A 21554-nucleotide genomic window follows, 5' to 3' on the forward strand; every position below is an offset into this window, starting at 1 on the left:
TCAGGTTTCCTCTTGGTTTTCTGGCTATAGAAAATTCTCCTTGTCTTTAACTTTCATCTGAGTGTGTGTCTGTCTTGCGGTGCAAATAATCAGCTATCATGGTATCGTACCTTGAGGTGAGATCAAAGGTGAACCAGGCTGTTTTCTGTCTGAAAGCCAGGTCTATAGCACCATTTTTGCTCAACTCATTCATAAACGTCTGATAATAGTCAGGATGCGGAAGTACGCATACGCTGTGAAAGTTTTTGGCAGCAGCCCGCAACAGTGTTGGTCCGCCAATGTCAATTTTTTCTACTGCATCTTTTATATCTGCCTGGCCAGCCACTGCGCCGGCAAAATCATAGAGATTAACACAGACAAGATCAAAATAACCAATATCCTGCTCTTTGAGGGTTTTATCGTGATCAGGATTGTCTTTATCTGCCAGCACTCCACCATGCACCTTGGGGTGCAAAGTTTTGACACGGCCACCCAGTATTTCGGGAAAACCGGTAACCTGGCTGATGCCGGTCACCTCAATGTTATTCTCACGAATCAGCCTGGCTGTCCCGCCTGTAGATACTATTTCCACATTATTTTTTGTCAGAAAACCGGCCAGGTCAATAATGCCTGTTTTGTCAGTAACGCTGATAAGGGCTCTTTTAATAGGCAAATAATTCATTCTTCTCCTCTACTTCTGGTACATGTTGCAGGGTAGGTGCTCCAAGGTAAATATTTTGCATTTAACCTGTTGCAGGTTCAATTTTGCCTGTTCCGGCATGTACCAATATTTCGTGTCAGAAAATAGCAGTTCTGGCAAGAAATATTCTTTTGGACCAGTCCCGGCATTTTCCCCATGATAATGCCGGGACCAGCCTTGTATTGGGGAGGAGAAACCTTATCAGGATAGTTCAGACAGGAGTTCCTTTGCCGGTTCGTTGTCCGGTTCGTTTTCCAGGATAGCTTCAATATGATTCCTTGCATCTTCAGTGCGTCCAAGACTCTGAAGGCATCCAGCAAGGGAGAATCTTACATCAACCTGGGATGAATCAATCTCCAGGGCATTTTCAAGATACTCAATAGCGGTTTCAGTCTTGTTAAGGACGTAAGCAGTCTGGACAAGACCATAAAGGGCAATGAGGTTTCCAGGGTTGACCTTGAGAGCCTGCTCGAAAAGGTTGTAAGCCCGGTCATGTGATCCAATTTCAGTTTCTATGAGGCCAAGGCCGGCAAAAGCTTTGTCATTGGGCTCAACTTTGGTGGCTTTTTCGTACAGGGTGCCGGCTTTTTTAAGCTCCCCTTTTTGCACAGCAATGGTGGCCAGACCAAGGTAAGGATCTGCGTGAACCCCATTGGAACCTGCAGCTTTTTGATAATATTGTTCAGCTTTATCGAGTTCACCCATAAACAGATAACATTCACCAAGTTCTTTGTTGATTTCGTAATCCAGATTGTTAGTCATAATTCTCCTCCAATTAAGTTTTCAAAAAGTATAAAACATGTTGATGATCAGTTGGTATGGTTAACTACTATATTACGTGCATAAGCATTTTTTGCTGTGTGAGAAAAAATGCCCGTTGTTAAAAATCTAAGCAACATGTGTGCCATGATGTGGCAGGTTGTATTGATAAACTTCAAGTATATAGTAAGCTCCCTGCCTGGGGGGACTGGAACCGGGCCGAACCTGTGAGTAATTGCCTTTAAGGTGGAGCCTGCATCCTGCAGGCTATCAAAGACCAGGCGGCTGGAAGCCGCCTCCACCTTGAAGAACAGTCCCATATTTGGAAATTGGGACAGTCCCCGCGAGGTACTATAAAAAAGATTGATGCTGCATTGGTTCCTGGAAGAAATTTGCTTTAATGACAAAATTTACACAGCGAGGGACAGTCCCCCTCCGGGCTGTAAGCCTCCGGGCAGGAAGCTGTGCCAGGCGTAAAGCTCTCATCTTTGACGGAATTTTTCAGGCAAATGTGCATCAATCATATGTAAAAATCTTAAAATTGTGAAAATTATAACCGTCTGATTTTGTTGGCAAAACGACTCCAGTTACTTGTAAGCTCCTCACCCGGGCGGCCCGGGACCGAACCTGCGAGTAACTAAAAAATCAGCCTTAACACGAGATTGCTTCGCTTCGCTCGCAACAAGGATTGCCGCGCTCGAAGACTCGCTCGCAATGACAGCTGAGGTGTCAGGGATGTAGTTGCTGAAAACTTGTCACCCACGAGGGAACCTAAGCGACCGAAGCAATCTTTATGGTAAAAGCATAATGCTTTGAATTTATTGCTAATTTGGTTTTAGTTACTTAGAAGCTCCTCACCCGGGCGGACCAGGACCGAACCTGCGAGTAACTTTAAGACTCTGTCACTTTTCTGAAAATTGGGACAGTCCCCGCAAGGTACTATAATAAAGCATGATACTGCATTGGTTCCTGGAAAAAATTTGCTTAAATGAAAAAATTTACACAGCGTGGGACAGTCCCTGTGCCAGGCGCAAAGCTCTAATCTTTGACGGAATTTTTCAGGCAAATGTGCATCAATCATAAGCCAAAATCGTAAAAACATGAAAATTGTAAACATTTGATTTTATTAGCAAAACGATTCCAGTTACTTGTAAGCGCGTAATGCTCCTGACCTCTGCCTTCTGCCTTCTTCCCTCTGCCCCTCCCCCCTCAATCCTGCCTTGTACATGACTGTTTTTTTGAACTTTATGCGTATTGGAACAGGACTTGCTTTGAATGACTGGAAACACAAAAAACACCAACCTTAATATAAAGGAGTGTATGCAATGAAATCACTGTTTGGAACACATATCCATGTCGCTTCAAGAGTTCTTGACATGCGTCTTGAGCGTCAAAATGTTGTCTCGTCCAACCTGGCCAATGTCAACACACCAGGGTACAAGGCCAGGCGTGTTGAGTTTGAAGAAAATCTTCAGGCCGCCCTTCAGATCGATGGACGGGGCAAAGTCACCAGAACAAGTAATATGCACATGCCGGCCCAGTTTGATCCCTCAAAGTTTGGCTCAGATTTTTTTAAAAGTATCGAGCCAAGGGTATATCAGGGTGAAGATGCTGTAGATCTTGACAAAGAAATGGCAGTAAAAGCCAAGAACACCCTTATGTACAATGCTCTGGCTCAGGTGCAGCATAAAAATTTTGAAGGGTTAAAATCAGCAATTACTGAAGGAGGCAAATAATGAGTTTTATGAAAACTTTAGACATAGGGGCATCAGCATTAAGTGCGGAGAGAACCCACCTTAATGTCATTTCCATGAACCTGGCCAATGTGAATACCACACGAACCCCTGAAGGCGGTCCTTATCGCAGGAAAACAGTTCTTTTTCAGGCTACTCCCGTGGAAACACCTTTTGGCAAGGCTATGCAGTCAGAGCTGGAACGAGAACTTCGAGGGGTTAAGGCCAAAAGCGTTCTTAACGACAACAGACCATTTAAAATGGTTTATGATCCGGGGCATCCCGATGCTAATAATGATGGATATGTCCAGATGCCGGATATCAATGTTGTAGAGGAGATGGCCAATATGCTGACAGCCATGCGTACCTACGAGGCAAATGTTGCATCCATAACCACGGCTAAAAGCATGTTCCAGAAAGCTATGGAAATAGGAAGATAGGCAGGTTGAATCAGTTCAAACTATAGTACAGAATGTATTGTAATTTTATTAATTCCATGATTCAGACTGGTTCAGCTATAAAGATGACAAATATTGAATATACCTGTCAGACACTGATAAGCGGCAGGATTTGCGGAGGGATAAGATGTCCATATCACCCATGGCCATGAAGGCATATGCTGATGCTTTACAGACAGGCAATGAGTTTAAAAAACCTCAGACTCAAAACAAGATTTACGATAACTTCAGTGATACTCTCAAGAATTCACTGAGCAAGGTAAACAGTATGAATACTGAAAAAAATGAAATGATAAAATCATTTGCAGCGGGCGAGAATGAAAATGTTCACGAGCTCATGATTGCCATGCAAAAAAGCAGCATAGCCATGCAGATGACTACCGCGGTTCGCGGAAAGGTCATGGAGGCTTACAAAGAGTTGATGCACATGCCGTTTTAACCGATTGTTGATGTTTTTACGGTTTTGGAGATGCTGCCAATAATCAGCGACTGACAGGATACACACTAACTACTTTAATCAACAAGGGGTTTGCCATGCCTCCCGCATTAGAACAATTCATGACCAGGGCCACCAGTATCTGGGCCAACAGCACTTTATCGCAGAGAATTCTCATAGGCGGTCTTGCAGGTTCTGTAATTCTTACCTTTATTATGCTCATGTTTTTCATGACCAGGCCTGATTATGAAATACTTTACACCAACCTGAATACAGAGGACGCCTCCAGGGTAATGAATGTTCTGGACAGAGAAAATGCCAGGTACAGATTGGAAGACGGCGGAACAACCGTTAGTGTGCCAAGGGATGATCTGCACAGGCTGAGGCTGGTAGTAGCCGGTGAAGGGGTTATGCATGGTTCAGGCATTGGGTATGAGTTGTTTGATGAGAGCAGAATTGGTCAAACCGACTTTGTACAGAGAATAAATTATCAGCGCGCCCTTCAGGGAGAACTGGCCCGGACTATTGCCGAGTTTGATGAAGTTGATCACGCCAGGGTGCACCTTGTGATGCCCAGCAGAAGTCTTTTTATTGAGGAACAGCAGGTTCCCTCAGCTTCTGTTGTGCTGCAGTTACGTTCAGGCCAGGCTCTGGACTCCAGACAGGTACAAAGTATTGTCAACCTCATTGCAACCGGGGTTGAAGGCATGACTGCAGAACAAATTACCATCTCAGATACCCGGGGACGAGTGCTCTATGAGCCCAGGTCCGACACCATAGATGGCCTGACCAGTACTCAACTTGAATATCAGCTGACCTTTCAGCAGAATCTGGAGCGACGTATTGAGAATATGCTTACCGCCATAACAGGTCCGGGCAGGGTTATTGCCAGGGTCAATGCAGATCTGGATTTCAATCGTCGGACCATAAGAAAAGAGCTTTTTGACCCTGACAGCGCAGTAGTGCGCAGTGAGCAGCGTTCAGAAGAGCAAAGCCGGGGCGACACACATATGGAAGCTGGAGTGCCTGAACCTGCATTTCAGGGAGATGGTTATACCGGTCCGGCCACCTCTCAGGAGACATCAAGGGAAACTCGCACCACTAACTTTGAAATCAGCAGGGAAGAGCAGAATATAATTGGGTCGGTAGGTGACGTGAGCCGGCTTAATGTAGCAGTGCTGGTGGATGGAAAGTACGTGACTAATGATGCAGGTGAACTCGTATATGAAGAATTGAGTCAGCAGGAGATGGAAAGAATCAGACTGCTGGTGGAAAGGGCTGTAGGTTTTGACAATGCCAGAGGCGACAATATTGAAGTCAGCAATATCTCTTTTGGCATGCCGGAAGTTGAGCCTGAACCCACCCTCATGGACAACCTGGTTAATTATTTCAATATCATTGGAAAACCCCTGCTTAACGCACTTCTGGTTTTACTTTTCCTTCTTCTCGTGGTAAGGCCTATTGTCATGGCAATACTTAAGCCCAAGGTCTCTGAAGATGATGAAGACGTGGCTGGACTGCCTGAAGGACAGGGCCCTGAAGCTCTGGCTCCAGGCATGAGTGAAGAGGAACTGGAGGGTATGCAGGCCTCCAAACGTATTGAAGATATCAAGGCCTTTGCAACCCAACTGGCTGATGATAATTTTGATCAGGCATTTGCGGTGATCAAAAAGTGGCTTAAAGAGGAGAAAGCGTAAGTGGTATATCCGGGTAGACTTTCCGGCGTGCAGAAGACGGCAATACTTTTGCTGGCCCTTGGTGACAATTTTACGTCGGACGTATTCAAAAAATTGGATAAAAGCGAAATCACCAAGGTTTCCAAGGCTATGCTGGAAATGGAGAGTGTGCCCAAAGAAGTTGCTGAAGAAGTGCTTAAAGAGTTTAATCAGACCCTTATTATGGGCAAGGAAATGCTTCTTGGGGGTCCGGAACAGGTCAAAAGGCTGCTTACCAAGCTTCTTGATGCAGATACCGCCAAGTATGTCATGGACGCCCTTGACATGGAAGTGGGGCCAACTCCATTCAAGGAACTCAGCAATGTCAGCCCCAAGATTCTGTCTCAGATTCTTAGAAATGAACATCCCCAGACCCTGGCCCTGATCACGGGCCACCTGCCTCCGGAAAGCGCGGGAGATCTGTTGCAGAACCTCCCCCCCGGTATTCGGGCCGAGGTGCTTATGCGGCTGGCCAAACTTGAAGCAGTACCAGAGGATATGCTCATGGAAGTTGATAAAGTTTTACAGAACCAGCTCATAGCCATGGGCGCCAAAGAAGGCCGTAAAGTTGGCGGAGTTCAGTCTGTGGCTGAAATTCTTAATGCAGTTGAAAGAAGTACTGAAGAAGAAGTTCTTTCGGATATTGAAGAAGAATCCAGTCAGCTTGCTGAAGAAATCAGGCAGCTCATGTTTGTCTTCGATGATATAGAAGAGCTTGATGATCGTGCGGTGCGCGAGGTGCTCAAGGAGATCAGCAATGAAGACCTGACACTGGCCCTGAAGACGGCCTCTGATGATCTTCAGGAAAAGTTTTTCAAAAATCTTTCCGAGCGCGCAGCCAATATGATTCGAGAAGACCTGGAAATCATGGGACCTGTAAAGCTCAGTGACGTGGAAGCTGCTCAGCAGAATGTGGTCAAGATAGTGCGCCGGTTGGAAGCTGAAGGACGCATAATCATAACCGGCAAGGGAGGAGGCGATGTCCTTGTCTAATACTGCAGGAAAATTGACTACAGGAAGGGTTATAATTGGTCTGCAGACCAGAGGTCTGGATGAAATTAATGCTGAAGCCCGCGATGCTGTCCGTATTGCGACTCCGGAAAATGAAGAAAAGTTTATGGAGCGTGTTCGGGCAAGGGCTAAGCAGAAGGCTACGGAAATTATCAACCAGGCTCTGGCTGAAGCCAGGGATATTAAAAGCCATGCCTTTGAAGAAGGTCACAGGTCCGGTCTGTCTAAGGCTGAGGAGGAGATTGCCGCACAAAAGGATGAGCTGAGTGCCAGCCTTGCCAAGATATTTGATACCCTTAAGCAGGAAAAAAGAAAAATATGGACCGAACATCGTCAGGACATAGCTATGGTGCTCAAGGCATCTCTGGACAAAATTCTGGCGATTGAACTGGAGGCAAACAAGATTGACGTAATGAGCAACCTTTTAGAACAGGCCTTAGAACAGGCGGAAAGCAGTAAAAGCCTGACTCTGACAGTAAGCGCAAAAGATGAAAAGATTATGCGTGAACTCTTAGAAAAGGCAAGGCAGAAACGTCCTGAAATGGCATCATGTCGTTTGAAAGCATCCAAGAAAGTCAGTAAGGGAGGGCTGATCCTGGAAAATGGAAACGGGATGGTGGATAATACCATTGAAAGCCGCTATAAACAGATCAAAGAGATTGTTGATCAGCTCTCCTTAGAAGAAGAAAGTGCATGACCTTAGATACCAAGACCTGCATTGATCTCCTGTCTGAAGTAAATCCTGTGCTGACTTTTGGCAAGGTGTCCAAGGTAATAGGTCTTGTGGTAGAAGGACAGGGCATAAAGGCCCCACTTGGATCTATCTGTCGTCTGCTTCCAGATGAAAAAGATCTTAACAACTCAATTAATGCCGAAGTTGTAGGTTTCCGGGATGGGGCTGTGCTGTTCATGCCCTATGAAGATATGCGCGGCATCAAGCCCGGTACCTTGATCAAAAACACTTCCATGCCGCCACTAATTCCCGTAGGCAGTCAATACCTGGGACAAGCCATAAACGCTTTTGGCAACCCTCTCAAGCATTCAGCTCAAAAAATTGAACCCCGAAAATATTATCCTTTGTACGCGGAACCACTCAACCCTCTCGAGCGACCGCGCATCAATGAACCCCTTGATGTTGGCATCAAGTCCATCAATTCTCTGCTGACACTGGGCAAGGGGCAACGGGTGGGAATCATGGCCGGATCAGGTGTGGGTAAAAGTACTCTCATGGGCATGATGGCCAGGTATACTGAAGCAGATATCAATGTTATTGCTCTGGTAGGGGAGCGGGGCAGAGAGGTTGTAGAGTTTATGGAAAAGGACCTGGGGCCGGAAGGTCTTGCCAGATCAGTTCTGGTGGTGGCCACTTCGGATCAGGGTCCGCTCATCAGGATGCGCGCAGCTTTTGCAGCAACAGCCATTGCCGAATATTTTCGCGATCAGGGCAAGGATGTGCTGTTGATGATGGATTCAGTTACCAGGTTTGCCATGGCTGCGAGAGAAGTCGGTCTGGCAGCAGGAGAACCGCCCACCACAAGGGGTTATACTCCTACAGTTTTTACTCAGCTGCCCAAGCTTCTGGAGAGGACCGGCAAAAGTCCCAAGGGCAGCATTACCGGAATTTATACTGTGCTTGTGGAAGGGGATGACTTTAATGAACCTGTGGCAGACGCGGTACGTTCAATTCTGGATGGGCATATTGTGCTTACGAGAGAACTTGCGGACCAGGGACATTACCCGGCCATTGACGTACTTAAAAGCGTCAGCCGTTTAAGGGCAGATATTACTGATCAGAATGTTATCAAAGCAGGACAGAAGATTATCAGACTGATGGCCGCCTATGACCGGGCTTCGGATATGATTAATATTGGAGCTTACGTCAAGGGCAGCAATCCGGAAATTGACCAGGCCATCAAGCTGATTGGGCCGATTAATGACTTTTTGAGGCAAAATGTTGGTGAGAGTTTTTCTCTTGAAAAGAGTTTCAAGCTGCTGCAGGGCATTATGAAAAAGGAAAAGGGGCAGTCTCAAGGCTGAAGTTTGGAAGGCTGAAGGTTGAAGGTTGGAGGGCTGAAGGCTGAAGGTTGAAGGTTGGAAGGAGGGAAGGCTGAAGGTTGAAGGTGGGAGTCTGAAAGTACCACTTATCAAGGCTGTTACTCAAAGCTCAGATTCCGGTCCGCTTGGTTAAGGTGATTCTATTTTACTGAGTCAGAGGGAAAAGAGTTGTCAGGCAAAATTTATTTCATAGGCGCAGGGCCAGGAGATCCGGAGCTTATCACCGTCAAAGGTTTGAAAATTATTCAGCAGGCGGATGTGATCGTTTATGCTGGTTCTCTGGTGCCCGTGTCCATGTTCAGCAAGGCAAAAACTTCGAGAATAATTGACAGCTCCGGGCTTACCCTTGAAGAAACACATGCCCTTCTCAAGAACGCCTGGGAGGAGGGGCTGACTGCGGTTAGACTGCATACCGGCGATCCGTCAATATTTGGAACAATCCACGAACAGGGCGAACTGCTCAGTAATGACAATATACCCTTTGAAATAATACCAGGTGTAACTGCTGCCTTTGCTGGCGCGGCTCTGGCCCGCCTTTCCTTTACTTTTCCCGAGGTCAACCAGACCCTGATCATCACCCGCATGTCCGGTAGAACGCCTGTCCCCGAAGCTCAGAAACTCCGGGAACTGGCCCGTTCCAAAAGTTCCATGGCCATTTATCTTTCCGCAGGCATGGCTGGTAAAATGCAAGATGAGCTCTTAGAGGCCGGGCTGCCCGGGGATACATTTGCGGTTATCGGGTGGAAGCTTGGCTGGGAAGACGAGGAGGTCATACAGACAGATTTATCCGGGTTGGCTGCTGCAGCAAAGGAAAGAGGTATTTCTGGTCAGGCTGTTTTTTTAATTGTACCAGGTCATAATACTGCCCATAGATCCAAATTATACGATCCTGAATTCAGCCACGGATTCAGGAAGCAGTAGCTGTGGAGTTTTCAGCCTTTCGCGTTTCATCACGCACTGTTAATGATTTTGTTGATTATATTTGTAGTGGAATAACCACGGGTAATAGCAATATTCAACACTTTTCCCCCTGCAGCCAGAACAATATCCCTGCCTGCAATTTTTTCCACCGGCCAGTCTCCACCTTTGACCAGAACATGCGGGCGTACTTTTTTGATAAGTTCATATGGAGTATCTTCATTAAAAATCAGAACACGGTAAACACAGGCAAGACCTGCCAATACTCTGGCACGGTCCTGTTGTGCATTGACCGGTCGGTTTCCCGGTTTGATCCTTTTGACTGACTCATCACTGTTGAGTCCCACCACCAGCAGGTCTCCCAGGGTGGAAGCCTGTTCCAGGTAGTCTATATGCCCTGAATGCAGGATATCAAAGCAGCCATTGGTGAAAACAATGGATTCTGACGAAATTTTGTCCCTTTGCAGTTGAAAATCGCTTATACTTTGTACTTTGTCTCTTGTATTCACTGAATAAACCTCTCAATAATGGCATTGCTGACCAGCATGCCGTTCTTTGTCAGGCGCAGATAGCCATTGGCAATCCGAATAAGATTATTCTGGTGCAGTACCTTGATCAATCTGGCGTGAATGGTACAGAAATTTTTACCGGTCAGTCGGGCATAGTCTTTCAGATTTAGCCCCTTGCAGGTACGAAGGGAAAGCAAGATCTTTTCATTAATAAGGCGCGAGCCTGCAACTTGTTCTCCGGGGACTTCAGAGAAGTTCCGCTCCGCAAGAGACTCATACTGCCTGATATCACTGGGATTGGTCCACCTGAACCCAGCAACGCAGCTTACTGCTGAAGGACCAAGACCAAGGTAGTCAGTACCTTCCCAATAGTTGGAGTTATGCCTGCATGCATAGCCCATGCAGGCGAAATTGGATATTTCGTATTGCAGCAACCCTGCTGATTCCAAGAGTTCAGCTCCATAAATATACATTTTGGACTGGTCACCATCCTCAGGCAAATAAATCTGACCTTGCTCAACCTGGTTGTGCAGCATAGTGCCGGGTTCAAGGTTGAGACCATAGCAGGAAACATGTCTAAGATTAAGTTTGATTATTGTTTTGAGGTCCTGCAGCCATGAGCTGACGGTTTGATAAGGCAGACCCCAGATAAGATCAAAGTTTAAGTTAGTAATGCCGGAATCCTGGATTATGCGGGCTGCCTTCATGGCCTGTACTGACGTATGCTTTCTTCCGATGCAGTGCAGGGTTTCATTGTTCAGGCTTTGTACGCCGAGACTCATGCGGTTCACCCCGCAATCCTTCAAAATCCTGGCATAATTATTTTCAATGAGGGTTTCAGGATTGGCTTCTACTGAAAATTCGAGGTTGTTCTTAAGCTTGAAGTGTTTAGCCAGGAGATTGATGATACGTTCCATAGAAGCTGGGGGCAAAAGAGTGGGGGTGCCTCCGCCAATATAGACGCAAGATATGACCGTATCTAAGCTGTGACTGCTTCGTACATGTATTTCCTTTTCCAGGGTGTCAAGGTAAATCTGTTCCAGCTCTGCATCGTACTGGCGGGAATAAAACGCGCAATAGTGACATTTGCGCAGGCAGAAAGGAATATGAATGTAGACAAGCAAAGTTAGTAACTTCCTCCTGAAGCCCTGTCATAAAAAAACAAGAAAATTTGAACCGCAAAGGCGCCCCGGCTGAATGCCCTTCGGGCTTGCTCTTCGAGCAATTCAACTGGGCAGGCAAAGGACTCAAAGTTAAAGACAATGAAGAAGATATTTTTGAAAACCGGGCATCGGTTTTCAAAAAAGCTGCCTTTTCATTTGCCGCCTGCCTTGTTAAACAGACGTAGTCTCCGTCGCAGACGGGTTTAACTGGGTTCCCCGGCAAATGAAAAAACTTCTTTCTTCCTTTGCGCCCTTTGTGTCTTGAGTGAGTCTTCGAACGGGCGGTAAAATATCTTTTTGGGGTTGCGGGTACAGCCCGAGTTAGAATTTCACGAGATTTTCAGTTCTTTCTGGAAACGTTCAAACTCACTATAAATGCAGCCACAATAGTTTTGCATATATATCCCCATTTCCCTGGCCTGGGAACGGCCCTGCCGCCATCCTGATCGAAAATCCTGATAAAGAAATCCGCACTTAGACGAGTTCAGGGACTGCCCAAGGCTTTCCAGGAGAGAGTGCTTCTGATGTTTGCTGAAGAGCAGGGACGTGCTGAAGTAGTCAAAGCCGCCTTTGCAGGCAATGTTGCGAGTGCGCTCCATCCGTCGCTGATAGCAAAGCAGGCAGCGCTGCTCTTCACGATAGACAGTTGTGCGCAGATAATCAGTGGGATTATATTCTTTGTCCAGCCTGATCAGCCTGACCTGTTCAGCTTCTGTTACTGTTTCAGCAGCTTCTGCACGCAGCAGATACTCCTTCAACGGGTGAATATTAGGATTGAAAAAAAGTGCTGTTACTTCATATCCCTGACTTTTCAGTTTGCGGAGAGGATAGATTGCGCAGGGCCCGCAGCAGATATGAAGCAGAACATGCGCGGGCATTGTTATTTCACTCTGGGGTTGATAGTTACTTTATTGGCAAACTTTTCTTCCATCTTGCACAAGTTATCCCGTTTGTGATTGAGCAGGTAAAAGGCCAACTCCTGGTCCACCTGATATTCCAGTGGGGAAGGACAGTTTTTTCTGCGTAATAGTCTATAAATTTCCTTAAGAGATTGTAATGACTGCCATTCCATATTTCTGATCATCCCGGTGCCGCTGCATCCCGGACAACCGCGCATGGTGACAGACAGAGCAGATGTGCCAAGCCTTTGCCGGACCATTTCTACCAGCCCGAATCTTGACATCTTGTTCATATCAGTTCTGGCCTTATCTGTTTTAAGAGCGGCCTTGAGAGCTTTTTCCACTTCGTTGATATGTTTCTTGTCCTTCATTTCAATGAAGTCAATGACTACCTGGCCACCTACGTCTCTGAGCATCAATTGATGGGGGATTTTTTGAGCAGCCTCAAGATTGGTCTTGAAGGCCATCTCCTTGAAGTCTTTTTCGCCACCGATTTTGCCTGAGTTGATATCTACGGCCATGAGTGCTTCTGCCTGATCAAAGACCAATTGCCCACCACTGGGCAGGTCAACTTCTCTGGAAAAAATCTGGGTAATCTGTTTTTCCAAGCTGAAGCGCTCCAGGAGGTTACGTTCAGGTTCATTATGAATTTTAACCATTTTTTTGCGCCTTGGAAAAACCAGGGCTGCAAATTCCTGTACCTGCTGCGCGGTCTGTTCATGGTCCACCCAAACTTCTGAAACATCTTCTGTAAGATAGTCTCTAATTGCTCTGAAGGCCAGATCCTTTTCTTCATATATAAGGCCAGGGGCTTTTTCGCCCATACCCTTTTTACGGACCTCTTTCCACAAGCGCTTGAGAAACTGCAGATCTCTGGACAGGCAGGTTTTATTTCTGCCCTCGCTGACAGTGCGTACAATTACGCCAAGTCCTTCATCCAATTTGAGTTCATCAACTATGGTCTTAAGGCGGAGTCTTTCCTTTTCATCTTCAATTTTACGGGAGATTCCCAGTTGTTCTCTTCCTGGGGTGAGCACGAAATATCTGCCAGGAAAAGACAGGTATGTGGTAAGAAAAGCACCTTTGGTACCAGTGGGCTCTTTGACCACCTGCACCAGGAGTTCCTGTCCAGGCTTGAGGACTCTTTGCAGGGGCGGGTACTTATTGCCCTTGATGGGTTTGATATCTGACTTGTAGTATTCCGGATGGATTTCATCCACCTGTAAAAATCCATTGCGCGCAGCCCCGTAATTGATAAAAGCGGCCTGAAGGGCCTGGTCAATGTTGTGAATTCTGGCCTTGTAAATATTGCCTTTTGTTTTGGACTGGTTAAGCATTTCAACATAATATTCCTGGATCATCCCATCAAGGGATAGAACAAGCTCAATTTGTTCGCCGGGAAGTACGCTGATAAACATTTTTCTTTTTCTGGTTTTAGCTGGCATTCTTTCCTCTGATATATGTAACTTGAAAGTTTAAAGTTTCTTGATTTTTATTTCTAATTGTAAGCTCCTTACCCGGGCGGCCCGGGATCGAACCTGTGAGTAACTGCCTCTAAAGTGGAGCCTGCATCATGCAGGCTATTTAATGCCAGGCGGCTGGAAGCCGCCTCCACATTGAAGAACAGTCCCATATCTGAAAATTGGAACAGTCCCTGCGAGGTACTATAAAAAAGATTGATGCTGAGTTGGTTTCTATTACTATTTTGTCAAACTGTCACATAAAAATTCGGACCGGCTGATGCACCTGTCAGTAACTTAATTTTTCCAGACTTGATCATTTCATCAATGACCGGCTGAGCCTGCTCTCTGGATAACCCTAAGGCCAGGGCAAGCTGCTCTGTCGTCTGTGGCCTTCTTTGCAAAGAAGCTAAAATGGTCTGACTGGCAGTAGTTATATTTGTCTGAAATTCAGACCGCCCATGTGCCCCCCCGGTATGTTGCGGATGCAGTTTCTGCTGCCATTGTTTCAAAAAAGCAGGGTCTGGCAGTTTGGATCTTAGATAAGCTCCGGGTCTGGTCATGGTTGTTACATCCACCCTGTCCGGCCTGAGTTCCTGGAGAAATTCTCTGATGAGGTTCTGATTTTCAAGAGAATCGTTAAACCCCGGCAGGATAAGTACCTCAAGAAAAAATTTTCCTTTGAATTCTCGGCTAAACTGTAAAAGGCCCTGTTTAATGCCGTGCAGCGAAACTTCAGAATGAGGGCGGTTTATGCGTTGAAATTCTTCCTCTACAAGGCTGTCAAGGGATGGCAAAACAATATCTGCCCCACTTAGTTCACTTCTTACACTGCTGTTGCCTAAAAGTGAAGAGTTGGTAAGAACAGCAATTGGAATCTCTGGGCACAGGATCTTTATGGACTTAATGATCTTGCCCAGTTCAGAGTTAAGGCACGGCTCTCCTTCACCGCCAAGGGTCACGCAGTCAGGAAGAACAGAATGTAGTTCAAGCCATCTGCTCAACTCCTGGATAATCAGATCAGAGCTGACCAATGGTGCTCTGCTGGTGGTCAGGGTTCTGGTCTTACCGGATTCGCAGTACAGACAGTCAAAGCTGCATATCTTGTCACACACAAGATCAATGCCAAGTGAATTGCCGAGTCTTGATGATCTTACTGGTCCGAATATTGTTTTGAAATTCATTTATTGTTTTGAGTGTTGAGTGTTGATATTTATTGGTTAATTGTTATCAGTTATCAGTTATCAGTTATCAGTTATCAGTTATCAGTTAATAGTTAATAGTTAATAGTTAATAGTTGTTAGCTCCTCACCTGGGCGGACCGGGATCGAACCTGTGGGTAACTAAAAATCAGCCTCAATGTGTTAGAGATTGCCGCGCTCGAAGACTCGCTCGCAATGACAGCTGAGCTGTCAGGGATGTAGTTGCTGAAAACCTGTCACCCACGAGGGATCCTAAGCGACCGAAGCAATCTGTATGGTAAAACAATAATGCTCTGAATTTATTGCTAATTTGGTTTTAGTTACTTAGAAGCCCTAATGATTCCTTAGTATTCTGTTTTGTTTCAGCACCATGCACTCAAATAACTGATAACTTTTAACTCTTAAGATATGACTCTTTACGGGAAATTAAAAAACCTTTAACCTTATCTTTGCCTGTGAGAGCATTGTTCCTGATATATATCCGCTTGCAGGGGTGGTTCGCTGAACGGACAAGCCGAATCTGTGAGTAACTGCCTTGATAAGTGGAGCCTGCATCCTGCAGGCTATTGAAGCACAGGCGGTTAGAAGCCGTCTCAACATTTGAGAACAGTCACATATTTGATGACACGTGAGCTGTCAAAGTTCCTCCCCCGGGCGGCCCGGGACCGAACCTGCGAGTAACTTATACCCCTCGTTCCCAGGCTCCAGCCTGGGGACGGTTAGTTCTTGCGGCTCCAGCCGCTTCTTCAAAATGTGGCTGGAGCCACAAAAAAAGAGTTATTCCCAGGCTGGAGCCTGGGAACAAGAAAAATAGCCTTAGCGCGAGATTGCTTCGCTTCGCTCGCAACAAGGATTGCCGCGCACGCCCCAGTTGAATGGCTGCGCCTACACTGCGTGTATTCAACGAGGTAAAAAGAATCGCTCGCAATGACACCTGAGCTGTCAGGTAGGTAGTTGCTGAAAACCTGTCACCCACGAGGGAGCCTAAGCGACCCAAGCAATCTGTATGGCAAAATCATAATGTGTAGAATTTATCGCTAATACATATATTTTTATAGTTACTTACAGGAGAAATATCATCATGATTAATCCAGGCCAGCTGGTAATGCTGGTCAGCCACAAGGGCAAGCGTTTTTTCAGGCTGTTAGACCCGGAAGAAACACTTAACACCAATGACGGTCAGCTTCAAATGCAAAGTGTCATGGAAGCTGGTTTTGGAGGAGCTGTTGAAACTCATCTTGGCAGAACGTATAGTGTGTTCAAGCCCACATTGTATGACCTGATAAAATCAGTCAAGCGCAGAACTCAGATAATTTATCCCAAGGATATTGGCTATATTATTGTAAAGCTCGGTGTAGGCCCCGGAGTCAGGGTAATAGAATCGGGTTCAGGATCAGGGGCCATGACTACTGCTCTGGCCTGGTTTGTGGGAGATACTGGCAAGGTATACTCTTATGAAAGGCGCGAGGAGTTTTCCAGGCTGTGTCAGGAAAACCTGAACCGCAACGGACTTGGACACAGGGTGGAAAGCATTAACAGGGATATAAGCCATGGTTTTGATCAACGCAATGTTGATGCTGTTTTTCTTGATGTACGCACTCCATGGGATTATCTTTGCCATGTTCCTGAAGTTCTTCTGCCAGGGGGCCCCATAGGATTTCTGCTTCCTACGGCCAACCAGGTCAGCATATTGTTAAGCGCCCTGGAGGCAGGACCGTTTACTTCCATCGAAGTGCTGGAGTTGCTTAACAGAAGATATAAACCAGTACCTGAGAGGCTGAGACCGGATGATCGAATGGTTGCCCACACAGGTTATCTGATTTTTGCAAGGTTGAAGACCAAAGCGCTCCAGCCGCCTGAAGATGATGAGTCTGGATATGACATTGAAGGAGATGAATGTGAGTGCTGAGGACAAGAGATTAGAATCTCTCAAGGCAGTGCTGCGCGCCAACCTGGATATTGTTAGGGAGCGGGTTGACAAAGCGTTAGAGAAGTCCAATGATCCAGGTAGAAAGGTGACTATAGTTGCTGTTTCTAAAAGGCAGTCTGTAGAAAAGATCAGGATTTTGTCAGAAGTTGGTCACATGGACTTTGGAGAGAGTTATGTTCAGGAAGCTGAGGAGAAAATGCACAACCTCAAGGACCTTAAGCTGCGCATGCATTTTATTGGAGCCTTGCAAACCAACAAGGCCAGGTTTGTGGCAGGAAAATATACTCTTGTACATTCGGTAGGCTCTGTTAAACTGGCAAGATATTTGCATAAAAAGGCCCAGGGCTTGGAAAAAGTTCAACCAGTGCTGATACAGGTCAATCTGGCCGGAGAAGAACAAAAGGCTGGAGTTACCCTGCAGGGATTGACCGATTTAGCCACTGAAATATGCAACCTGAGAAGCTTGAGGCTGCAGGGTTTGATGATCATGCCTCCTTTTTCTGACGATCCTGAAAAGTCCCGGCCATATTTTGCCGGTCTCAGAAGGTGCAGAAATCAGTTAGAAAAAGACCTTGGACTGGTGCTTCCGGATCTTTCTATGGGCATGTCTAATGATTATGCTGTAGCTGTAGAAGAAGGTGCAAACCTTGTCAGGGTGGGAACAACTCTTTTTGGTCCACGGACAGCTATATAAGGACTGACTGCGAGATTAAATAAATCTGATATAAATGCCGATTAAAAACAATGTATCTGTGTCTTATTTTAAACGCAAAACTGATACTTCAGATTGCAGGATGTAAATAATGGATCTGGCAACAATTCTTGGACTGGTTATCGCTTTTGGTCTGGTAAGTTCCGCTATACTTCTTGGCGGAAGCCCCATGATTTTTATCAATATTCCGGCAGCACTAATTGTTATCGGCGGCACCATTGGGGCAACCATGATAAACTATCCACTCGGGCATGTTCTCGGCGTAGTGGGTGTTATCAAGCATACTTTTATGACCAAGGTTGAAAGTCCTGCAAAAATCATTGAACAGTTCATGGATTTTGCCAATAAGGCCAGAAGGGAAGGTATTCTGTCCTTAGAGCCCATGCTTAAGAATATCGATGATCAATACTTGAAAAAGGGGTTGCAGCTTACAGTGGATGGTCTGGAGCCGCAAACTATTCAGGAGATCATGGAAACAGAAATATCGTACCTTGAAGAAAGACATGAAACAGGGGCGGAAATCCTGGCTATAATGGGCTCTTTTGCACCTGCCATGGGAATGATAGGTACAGTAATCGGGCTTGTTCAAATGCTTCAGGCCCTTGATGATCCCAGTGCCATTGGACCGGCCATGGCTGTCGCACTTATTACAACTTTTTATGGCGCCCTGCTGGCCAACCTGGTTTTCAACCCTATGTCAGGCAAGCTCAAAACGCGCAGTAAGGAAGAAATACTGGGCAAGGAAATGATGCTGGAAGGAATTCTCTGCATATCCAAAGGCGAAAATCCCAGGATTATTGAGGAAAAATTAAACAGTTATCTGCCTCCCAAGGTCAGGAGGGCAACAGATTGATATGGCACGCAAGGAAAAAAAGGAAAAACAGTCAGGCGGATTAGCACCGTGGCTGGTCACCTTGACCGATATAATGACCCTGCTTTTGACTTTTTTCGTACTCATCATCACTTTTGCATCCTTTCTGGACCCGAGGCGAGTCAAGCTGGTCATGGGGTCCATTACAGGAACCTTTGGAATAGGTACGGGCAAACAGGATGTTTTGAGTCAGGTAGAAGGAGACTGGGTGGTGGAAGAAGGTCCCATGCCCGATGATCGTGAACTTCAGCAGATCAAGCCTCTTTTGTGGGATGATAAAAACGATGATTTGAACTTCATTGAAAACAGGTTTGTCCAGATCTTTTCAATTAACACAGACATCCTTTATGAACCCGGGCAGACAGTTTTGACTCAGGCAGGAGAGGAATTGTTAGACAGGGTAATTCCAGTCCTGAACGATCTGACCTATCCGGTTCTGCTTGCCGGTCACACTTCGCCGGTGCGGGATGAACTTGGTAACGGCAGGCAGGAAAGAAGGGCACAGGATGAGGTCAACCCTTCCTGGGATCTTTCTTTACATCGTGTTCTCAATGTTTACCGATACCTGATTGAAAATAATGTTGATCCGGATATTATGAGGCTTGAAGCCTTTGGTGAATATGCACCGCGGTACAGTAACAGAACTCAGGATGGACGACGCAATAACCGCAGAGTGGAGATTATTCTGGACAAAAGAAATCCTGAATGGACCCATGCCAGAGTAGATGAAGCTGCAACCCGTGATCCGGATGACGATGGACGCTTTATTTACAGAGATTTTATTTTTGATGTAGGTCCTACAGAGCGAAGACAATAACTGCATAAGCTATGCAGTCGGGGCGGGAGCATTACATTGGCCAGAAAAAAGAAAAAGGCAAAGCCCATTGAGGCTTTATGGATGGTCACTTTTGCAGACATGGTGACCATTCTTTTGACCTTTTTTATTCTTCTGCTTAGCATGGCTTCACTTGACCGGGATATTATCAGAGAGGTAATTACAATTTTTCAGGATGATATTGCTTTTGTTTCACCCACCTCCTCGGGAAGAGTGCCGGACAGGTTTGTAATTTTCGAAGAGCTTCTTGAAAAGCCATGGGAAATTTTAAAAAAACAGCAGAGAATCAAGGATTTACTTTTTCCAGATGATGTGATGCCCCCTGACCTCAGCAGGAGCACTCTGGATGAAAACCTCAGGGTTCTGGTTCGACCGGAAGGGGTTGCCTTGATGCTAACAGATGAGCTCCTTTTTCCATTTGCTGAAACCTCTCTCAATCCCAGGGCGAAACATGTTCTGGACCAGATTATTCCGCTGGTCAAAGAATGGCCGGCACCAGTGAATATTGCTGGATATACGGACAATATCCCTGGTATTCATATGGATAATTATGAATTTGGAGCACTAAGAGCCATGGCAGTGCTGGAGTATTTCCTTGCCAGCGGGGTCAACGAGAAACGGGTTTCGGTTTCTTCTTACGGGCCGCATTTTCCAGTGGCATCAAATAATCATGCGAGAGGTCGTGCCATGAACAGAAGGGTGGAGATTCTGCTCAGAACCACTGCCAAGACTTTTTTTTGACATAATAAAAACTTGAGAGTTAAAAGCGCCTTACATGGGTTGCCCGGGAGCCGAACCGATAAGTAACTTACACCCATCAAAACCTGGATTCCGGCTTTCGCCGGAATGACGATAAAGAGTAAGAACTTGCTTTAACCGTCACCCCGGTCCCGGATCGAGTCCGGGATGACGGATCCGGGGTCCAGTTTTTTTGAAGTTACTTGTAAGCTCTTCACCCGGGCGGCCCGGGACTGAACTTGTGAGTAACTTATACCCCTCGTTCCCAGGCTCCAGCCTGGGGACGTCTTGTTCTTGCGGCTCCAGCCGCTTCTTTGAAATGTGGCTTAAGCCACAAAAAAAGAGGTAATAGCCTTAACACGAGATTGCTTCGCTTCGCTCGCAACAAGGATTGCCGCGCTCGAAGACTCGCTCGCAATGACACCTGAGATGTCAGGGAAGTGGTTGCTGAAAACCTGTCACCCACAAGTGAGCCTAAGCGACCGAAGCAATCTGTAAGGTAAAACCATAATGCTCTGAATTTATTGCTAATTTGGTTTTAGTTACTTAGAAGCGCCTCACCCGGGCGGCCCGGGACCGAACCTGTGAGTAACTTTAAGAGCCTGTCACTTTTCTGAAAATTGGGACAGTCCCCGCTAGGTACTTTAAAAAAGATTGATGCTGCATTGGTTACTGGAAGAAATTTGCTTTGGTGAAAAAATCTACACAGCGAGGGACAGTCCCTGTGCCAGGCTCAAAGTTCCCATCTTTGACGGAACTTTGCTGGCAAATGTGCATGAATCATAAGCAAAAATCATAAAAATGTGAAAATTGTAACCATTTGAATTTATTAGCAAAACGATTCTAGTTACTTGTAAGACAGATTGATTTGCCAAAAAAGATAATAAAAACATATAATTATAATAAATTTTTTGACTGTTTAGATAACAAATATTTTAATTTAAGGTAGGTAAATAATATGGCTCCTGAAAATGATAAAGATGCCGCTGAAGGGGGCAAAAAAAAATCATCCAAGCTGAAATGGATTCTCCTTGTCCTGCTCCTGGGTGCGCTTGGAGGAGCGGGATATTTTGGGTATACTCATTTTCTCGCTAATGGCCATGATGCTGAAGAAGGGGCAGAGCAAGAGGCCCCCCGAGTTGATCCCAGAAGAACCGAGGTTGTGGCTTTGGAGCCTTTTGTTGTCAACCTTGCTGATCCTCTGGGGCGCAGATACTTAAGGACTACGCTCAAGGTTGAAGTAATTGACAGAAGGGCGGCTGCTGATGTTCAGCAGCATATGGCAAGAGTGCGTGATTCAATTATTCTGCTTTTGTCCAGCCAGTCTTATTCAGATATAGATACCATGGAAAAAAAGATTCGACTCAGGAATGACATTGCTGACAGGTTGAATCAGTTTATCGGCCAGGGCAGAGTGGTCAGGGTTTATTTTTCCGAATTTGTAGTTCAGTAGGAAAGGCCATTTGAGTAC

Annotated in this window: 21 protein-coding genes; 14 read left to right on the forward strand and 7 right to left on the reverse strand. The window is 45.9% G+C overall.

Annotation, left to right across the window (positions count from 1 at the left end; genetic code table 11):
- Positions 1–46: 46 nt before the first annotated feature.
- Both LZ23_RS16270 and LZ23_RS16275 read right to left on the reverse strand, forming a co-directional pair.
- Positions 47–661: an IMP cyclohydrolase gene (locus LZ23_RS16270; RefSeq protein ID WP_045215908.1), complete on the reverse strand. Its 615-nt coding sequence runs from the start codon at positions 659–661 to the stop codon at positions 47–49.
- A gap of 219 nt (positions 662–880) precedes the next feature.
- Positions 881–1441, reverse strand: coding sequence for a tetratricopeptide repeat protein (locus LZ23_RS16275; protein ID WP_045215910.1), 561 nt, complete (start codon positions 1439–1441; stop codon positions 881–883).
- Positions 1442–2763: 1322 nt separating this feature from the next.
- Here LZ23_RS16275 and flgB point away from each other — a divergent pair.
- From flgB to cobM, 8 genes are all read left to right on the forward strand, one after another.
- Positions 2764–3174 carry a flagellar basal body rod protein FlgB gene (gene flgB, locus LZ23_RS16290; RefSeq protein ID WP_045215915.1) on the forward strand — a complete coding sequence of 137 codons (411 nt, stop codon included), beginning with the start codon at positions 2764–2766 and terminating at the stop codon, positions 3172–3174.
- Complete coding sequence (flgC, locus tag LZ23_RS16295) at positions 3174–3611, forward strand: flagellar basal body rod protein FlgC (RefSeq protein WP_045215917.1); 438 nt, start codon at positions 3174–3176, stop codon at positions 3609–3611. Before flgB ends, flgC begins: the two co-directional genes overlap by 1 nt.
- A 145-nt stretch (positions 3612–3756) precedes the next feature.
- On the forward strand, positions 3757–4068 hold the full coding sequence (gene fliE, locus LZ23_RS16300) for a flagellar hook-basal body complex protein FliE (RefSeq protein WP_045215919.1): 312 nt from the start codon (positions 3757–3759) through the stop codon (positions 4066–4068).
- Positions 4069–4163: 95 nt separating this feature from the next.
- Positions 4164–5762 carry a flagellar basal-body MS-ring/collar protein FliF gene (gene fliF, locus LZ23_RS16305; RefSeq protein ID WP_045215921.1) on the forward strand — a complete coding sequence of 533 codons (1599 nt, stop codon included), beginning with the start codon at positions 4164–4166 and terminating at the stop codon, positions 5760–5762.
- Positions 5763–6773, forward strand: a complete 1011-nt coding sequence (gene fliG / locus LZ23_RS16310; RefSeq protein WP_045215923.1) for a flagellar motor switch protein FliG — start codon at positions 5763–5765, stop codon at positions 6771–6773.
- On the forward strand, positions 6766–7488 hold the full coding sequence (locus LZ23_RS16315) for a FliH/SctL family protein (protein ID WP_198146027.1): 723 nt from the start codon (positions 6766–6768) through the stop codon (positions 7486–7488). The genes fliG and LZ23_RS16315 overlap by 8 nt, the downstream gene beginning before the upstream one ends.
- Positions 7485–8828 carry a FliI/YscN family ATPase gene (locus LZ23_RS16320; RefSeq protein WP_045215926.1) on the forward strand — a complete coding sequence of 448 codons (1344 nt, stop codon included), beginning with the start codon at positions 7485–7487 and terminating at the stop codon, positions 8826–8828. The genes LZ23_RS16315 and LZ23_RS16320 overlap by 4 nt, the downstream gene beginning before the upstream one ends.
- A 186-nt stretch (positions 8829–9014) precedes the next feature.
- The gene (gene cobM, locus LZ23_RS16325; protein WP_045215927.1) at positions 9015–9767 is read left to right on the forward strand and encodes a precorrin-4 C(11)-methyltransferase; all 753 of its coding nucleotides are present in this window, start codon (positions 9015–9017) and stop codon (positions 9765–9767) included.
- A gap of 29 nt (positions 9768–9796) precedes the next feature.
- Here cobM and rfaE2 read toward each other — a convergent pair whose 3' ends face one another.
- From rfaE2 to LZ23_RS16350, 5 genes are all read right to left on the reverse strand, one after another.
- On the reverse strand, positions 9797–10273 hold the full coding sequence (rfaE2, locus tag LZ23_RS16330) for a D-glycero-beta-D-manno-heptose 1-phosphate adenylyltransferase (protein ID WP_084591110.1): 477 nt from the start codon (positions 10271–10273) through the stop codon (positions 9797–9799).
- Entirely contained in the window at positions 10270–11397 is a 1128-nt protein-coding gene (hemW, locus tag LZ23_RS16335) for a radical SAM family heme chaperone HemW (RefSeq protein ID WP_045215928.1), read from the reverse strand. The genes rfaE2 and hemW overlap by 4 nt, the downstream gene beginning before the upstream one ends.
- A gap of 368 nt (positions 11398–11765) precedes the next feature.
- Complete coding sequence (locus LZ23_RS16340) at positions 11766–12314, reverse strand: epoxyqueuosine reductase QueH (protein WP_045215930.1); 549 nt, start codon at positions 12312–12314, stop codon at positions 11766–11768.
- A 2-nt stretch (positions 12315–12316) separates the two neighbouring features.
- Positions 12317–13780, reverse strand: coding sequence for an Rne/Rng family ribonuclease (locus LZ23_RS16345; RefSeq protein ID WP_045215931.1), 1464 nt, complete (start codon positions 13778–13780; stop codon positions 12317–12319).
- Between the two features lie 263 nt (positions 13781–14043).
- Complete coding sequence (locus LZ23_RS16350) at positions 14044–14979, reverse strand: radical SAM protein (protein ID WP_045215933.1); 936 nt, start codon at positions 14977–14979, stop codon at positions 14044–14046.
- A gap of 1099 nt (positions 14980–16078) precedes the next feature.
- Here LZ23_RS16350 and LZ23_RS16355 point away from each other — a divergent pair.
- The 6 genes from LZ23_RS16355 to LZ23_RS16380 all read left to right on the forward strand — a co-directional run bounded on the left by LZ23_RS16355 (position 16079) and on the right by LZ23_RS16380 (position 21536).
- Entirely contained in the window at positions 16079–16906 is an 828-nt protein-coding gene (locus tag LZ23_RS16355; protein WP_045215935.1) for a tRNA (adenine-N1)-methyltransferase, read from the forward strand.
- A complete protein-coding gene (locus LZ23_RS16360) occupies positions 16896–17621 on the forward strand; it encodes a YggS family pyridoxal phosphate-dependent enzyme (protein WP_232300526.1) in 726 nt (241 codons plus the stop codon). The genes LZ23_RS16355 and LZ23_RS16360 overlap by 11 nt, the downstream gene beginning before the upstream one ends.
- 109 nt (positions 17622–17730) lie before the next feature.
- Entirely contained in the window at positions 17731–18492 is a 762-nt protein-coding gene (locus tag LZ23_RS16365; RefSeq protein ID WP_045215938.1) for a motility protein A, read from the forward strand.
- A 1-nt stretch (position 18493) separates the two neighbouring features.
- Entirely contained in the window at positions 18494–19327 is an 834-nt protein-coding gene (locus LZ23_RS16370; RefSeq protein WP_045215940.1) for an OmpA/MotB family protein, read from the forward strand.
- A gap of 36 nt (positions 19328–19363) precedes the next feature.
- Entirely contained in the window at positions 19364–20086 is a 723-nt protein-coding gene (locus LZ23_RS16375) for an OmpA/MotB family protein (protein WP_232300527.1), read from the forward strand.
- 955 nt (positions 20087–21041) lie between these two features.
- A complete protein-coding gene (locus LZ23_RS16380) occupies positions 21042–21536 on the forward strand; it encodes a flagellar basal body-associated FliL family protein (RefSeq protein ID WP_045215942.1) in 495 nt (164 codons plus the stop codon).
- Positions 21537–21554: the final 18 nt, after the last annotated feature.

This window comes from Desulfonatronovibrio magnus, from assembly GCF_000934755.1.
Taxonomy (GTDB): Bacteria; Desulfobacterota; Desulfovibrionia; order Desulfovibrionales; family Desulfonatronovibrionaceae; genus Desulfonatronovibrio; species Desulfonatronovibrio magnus.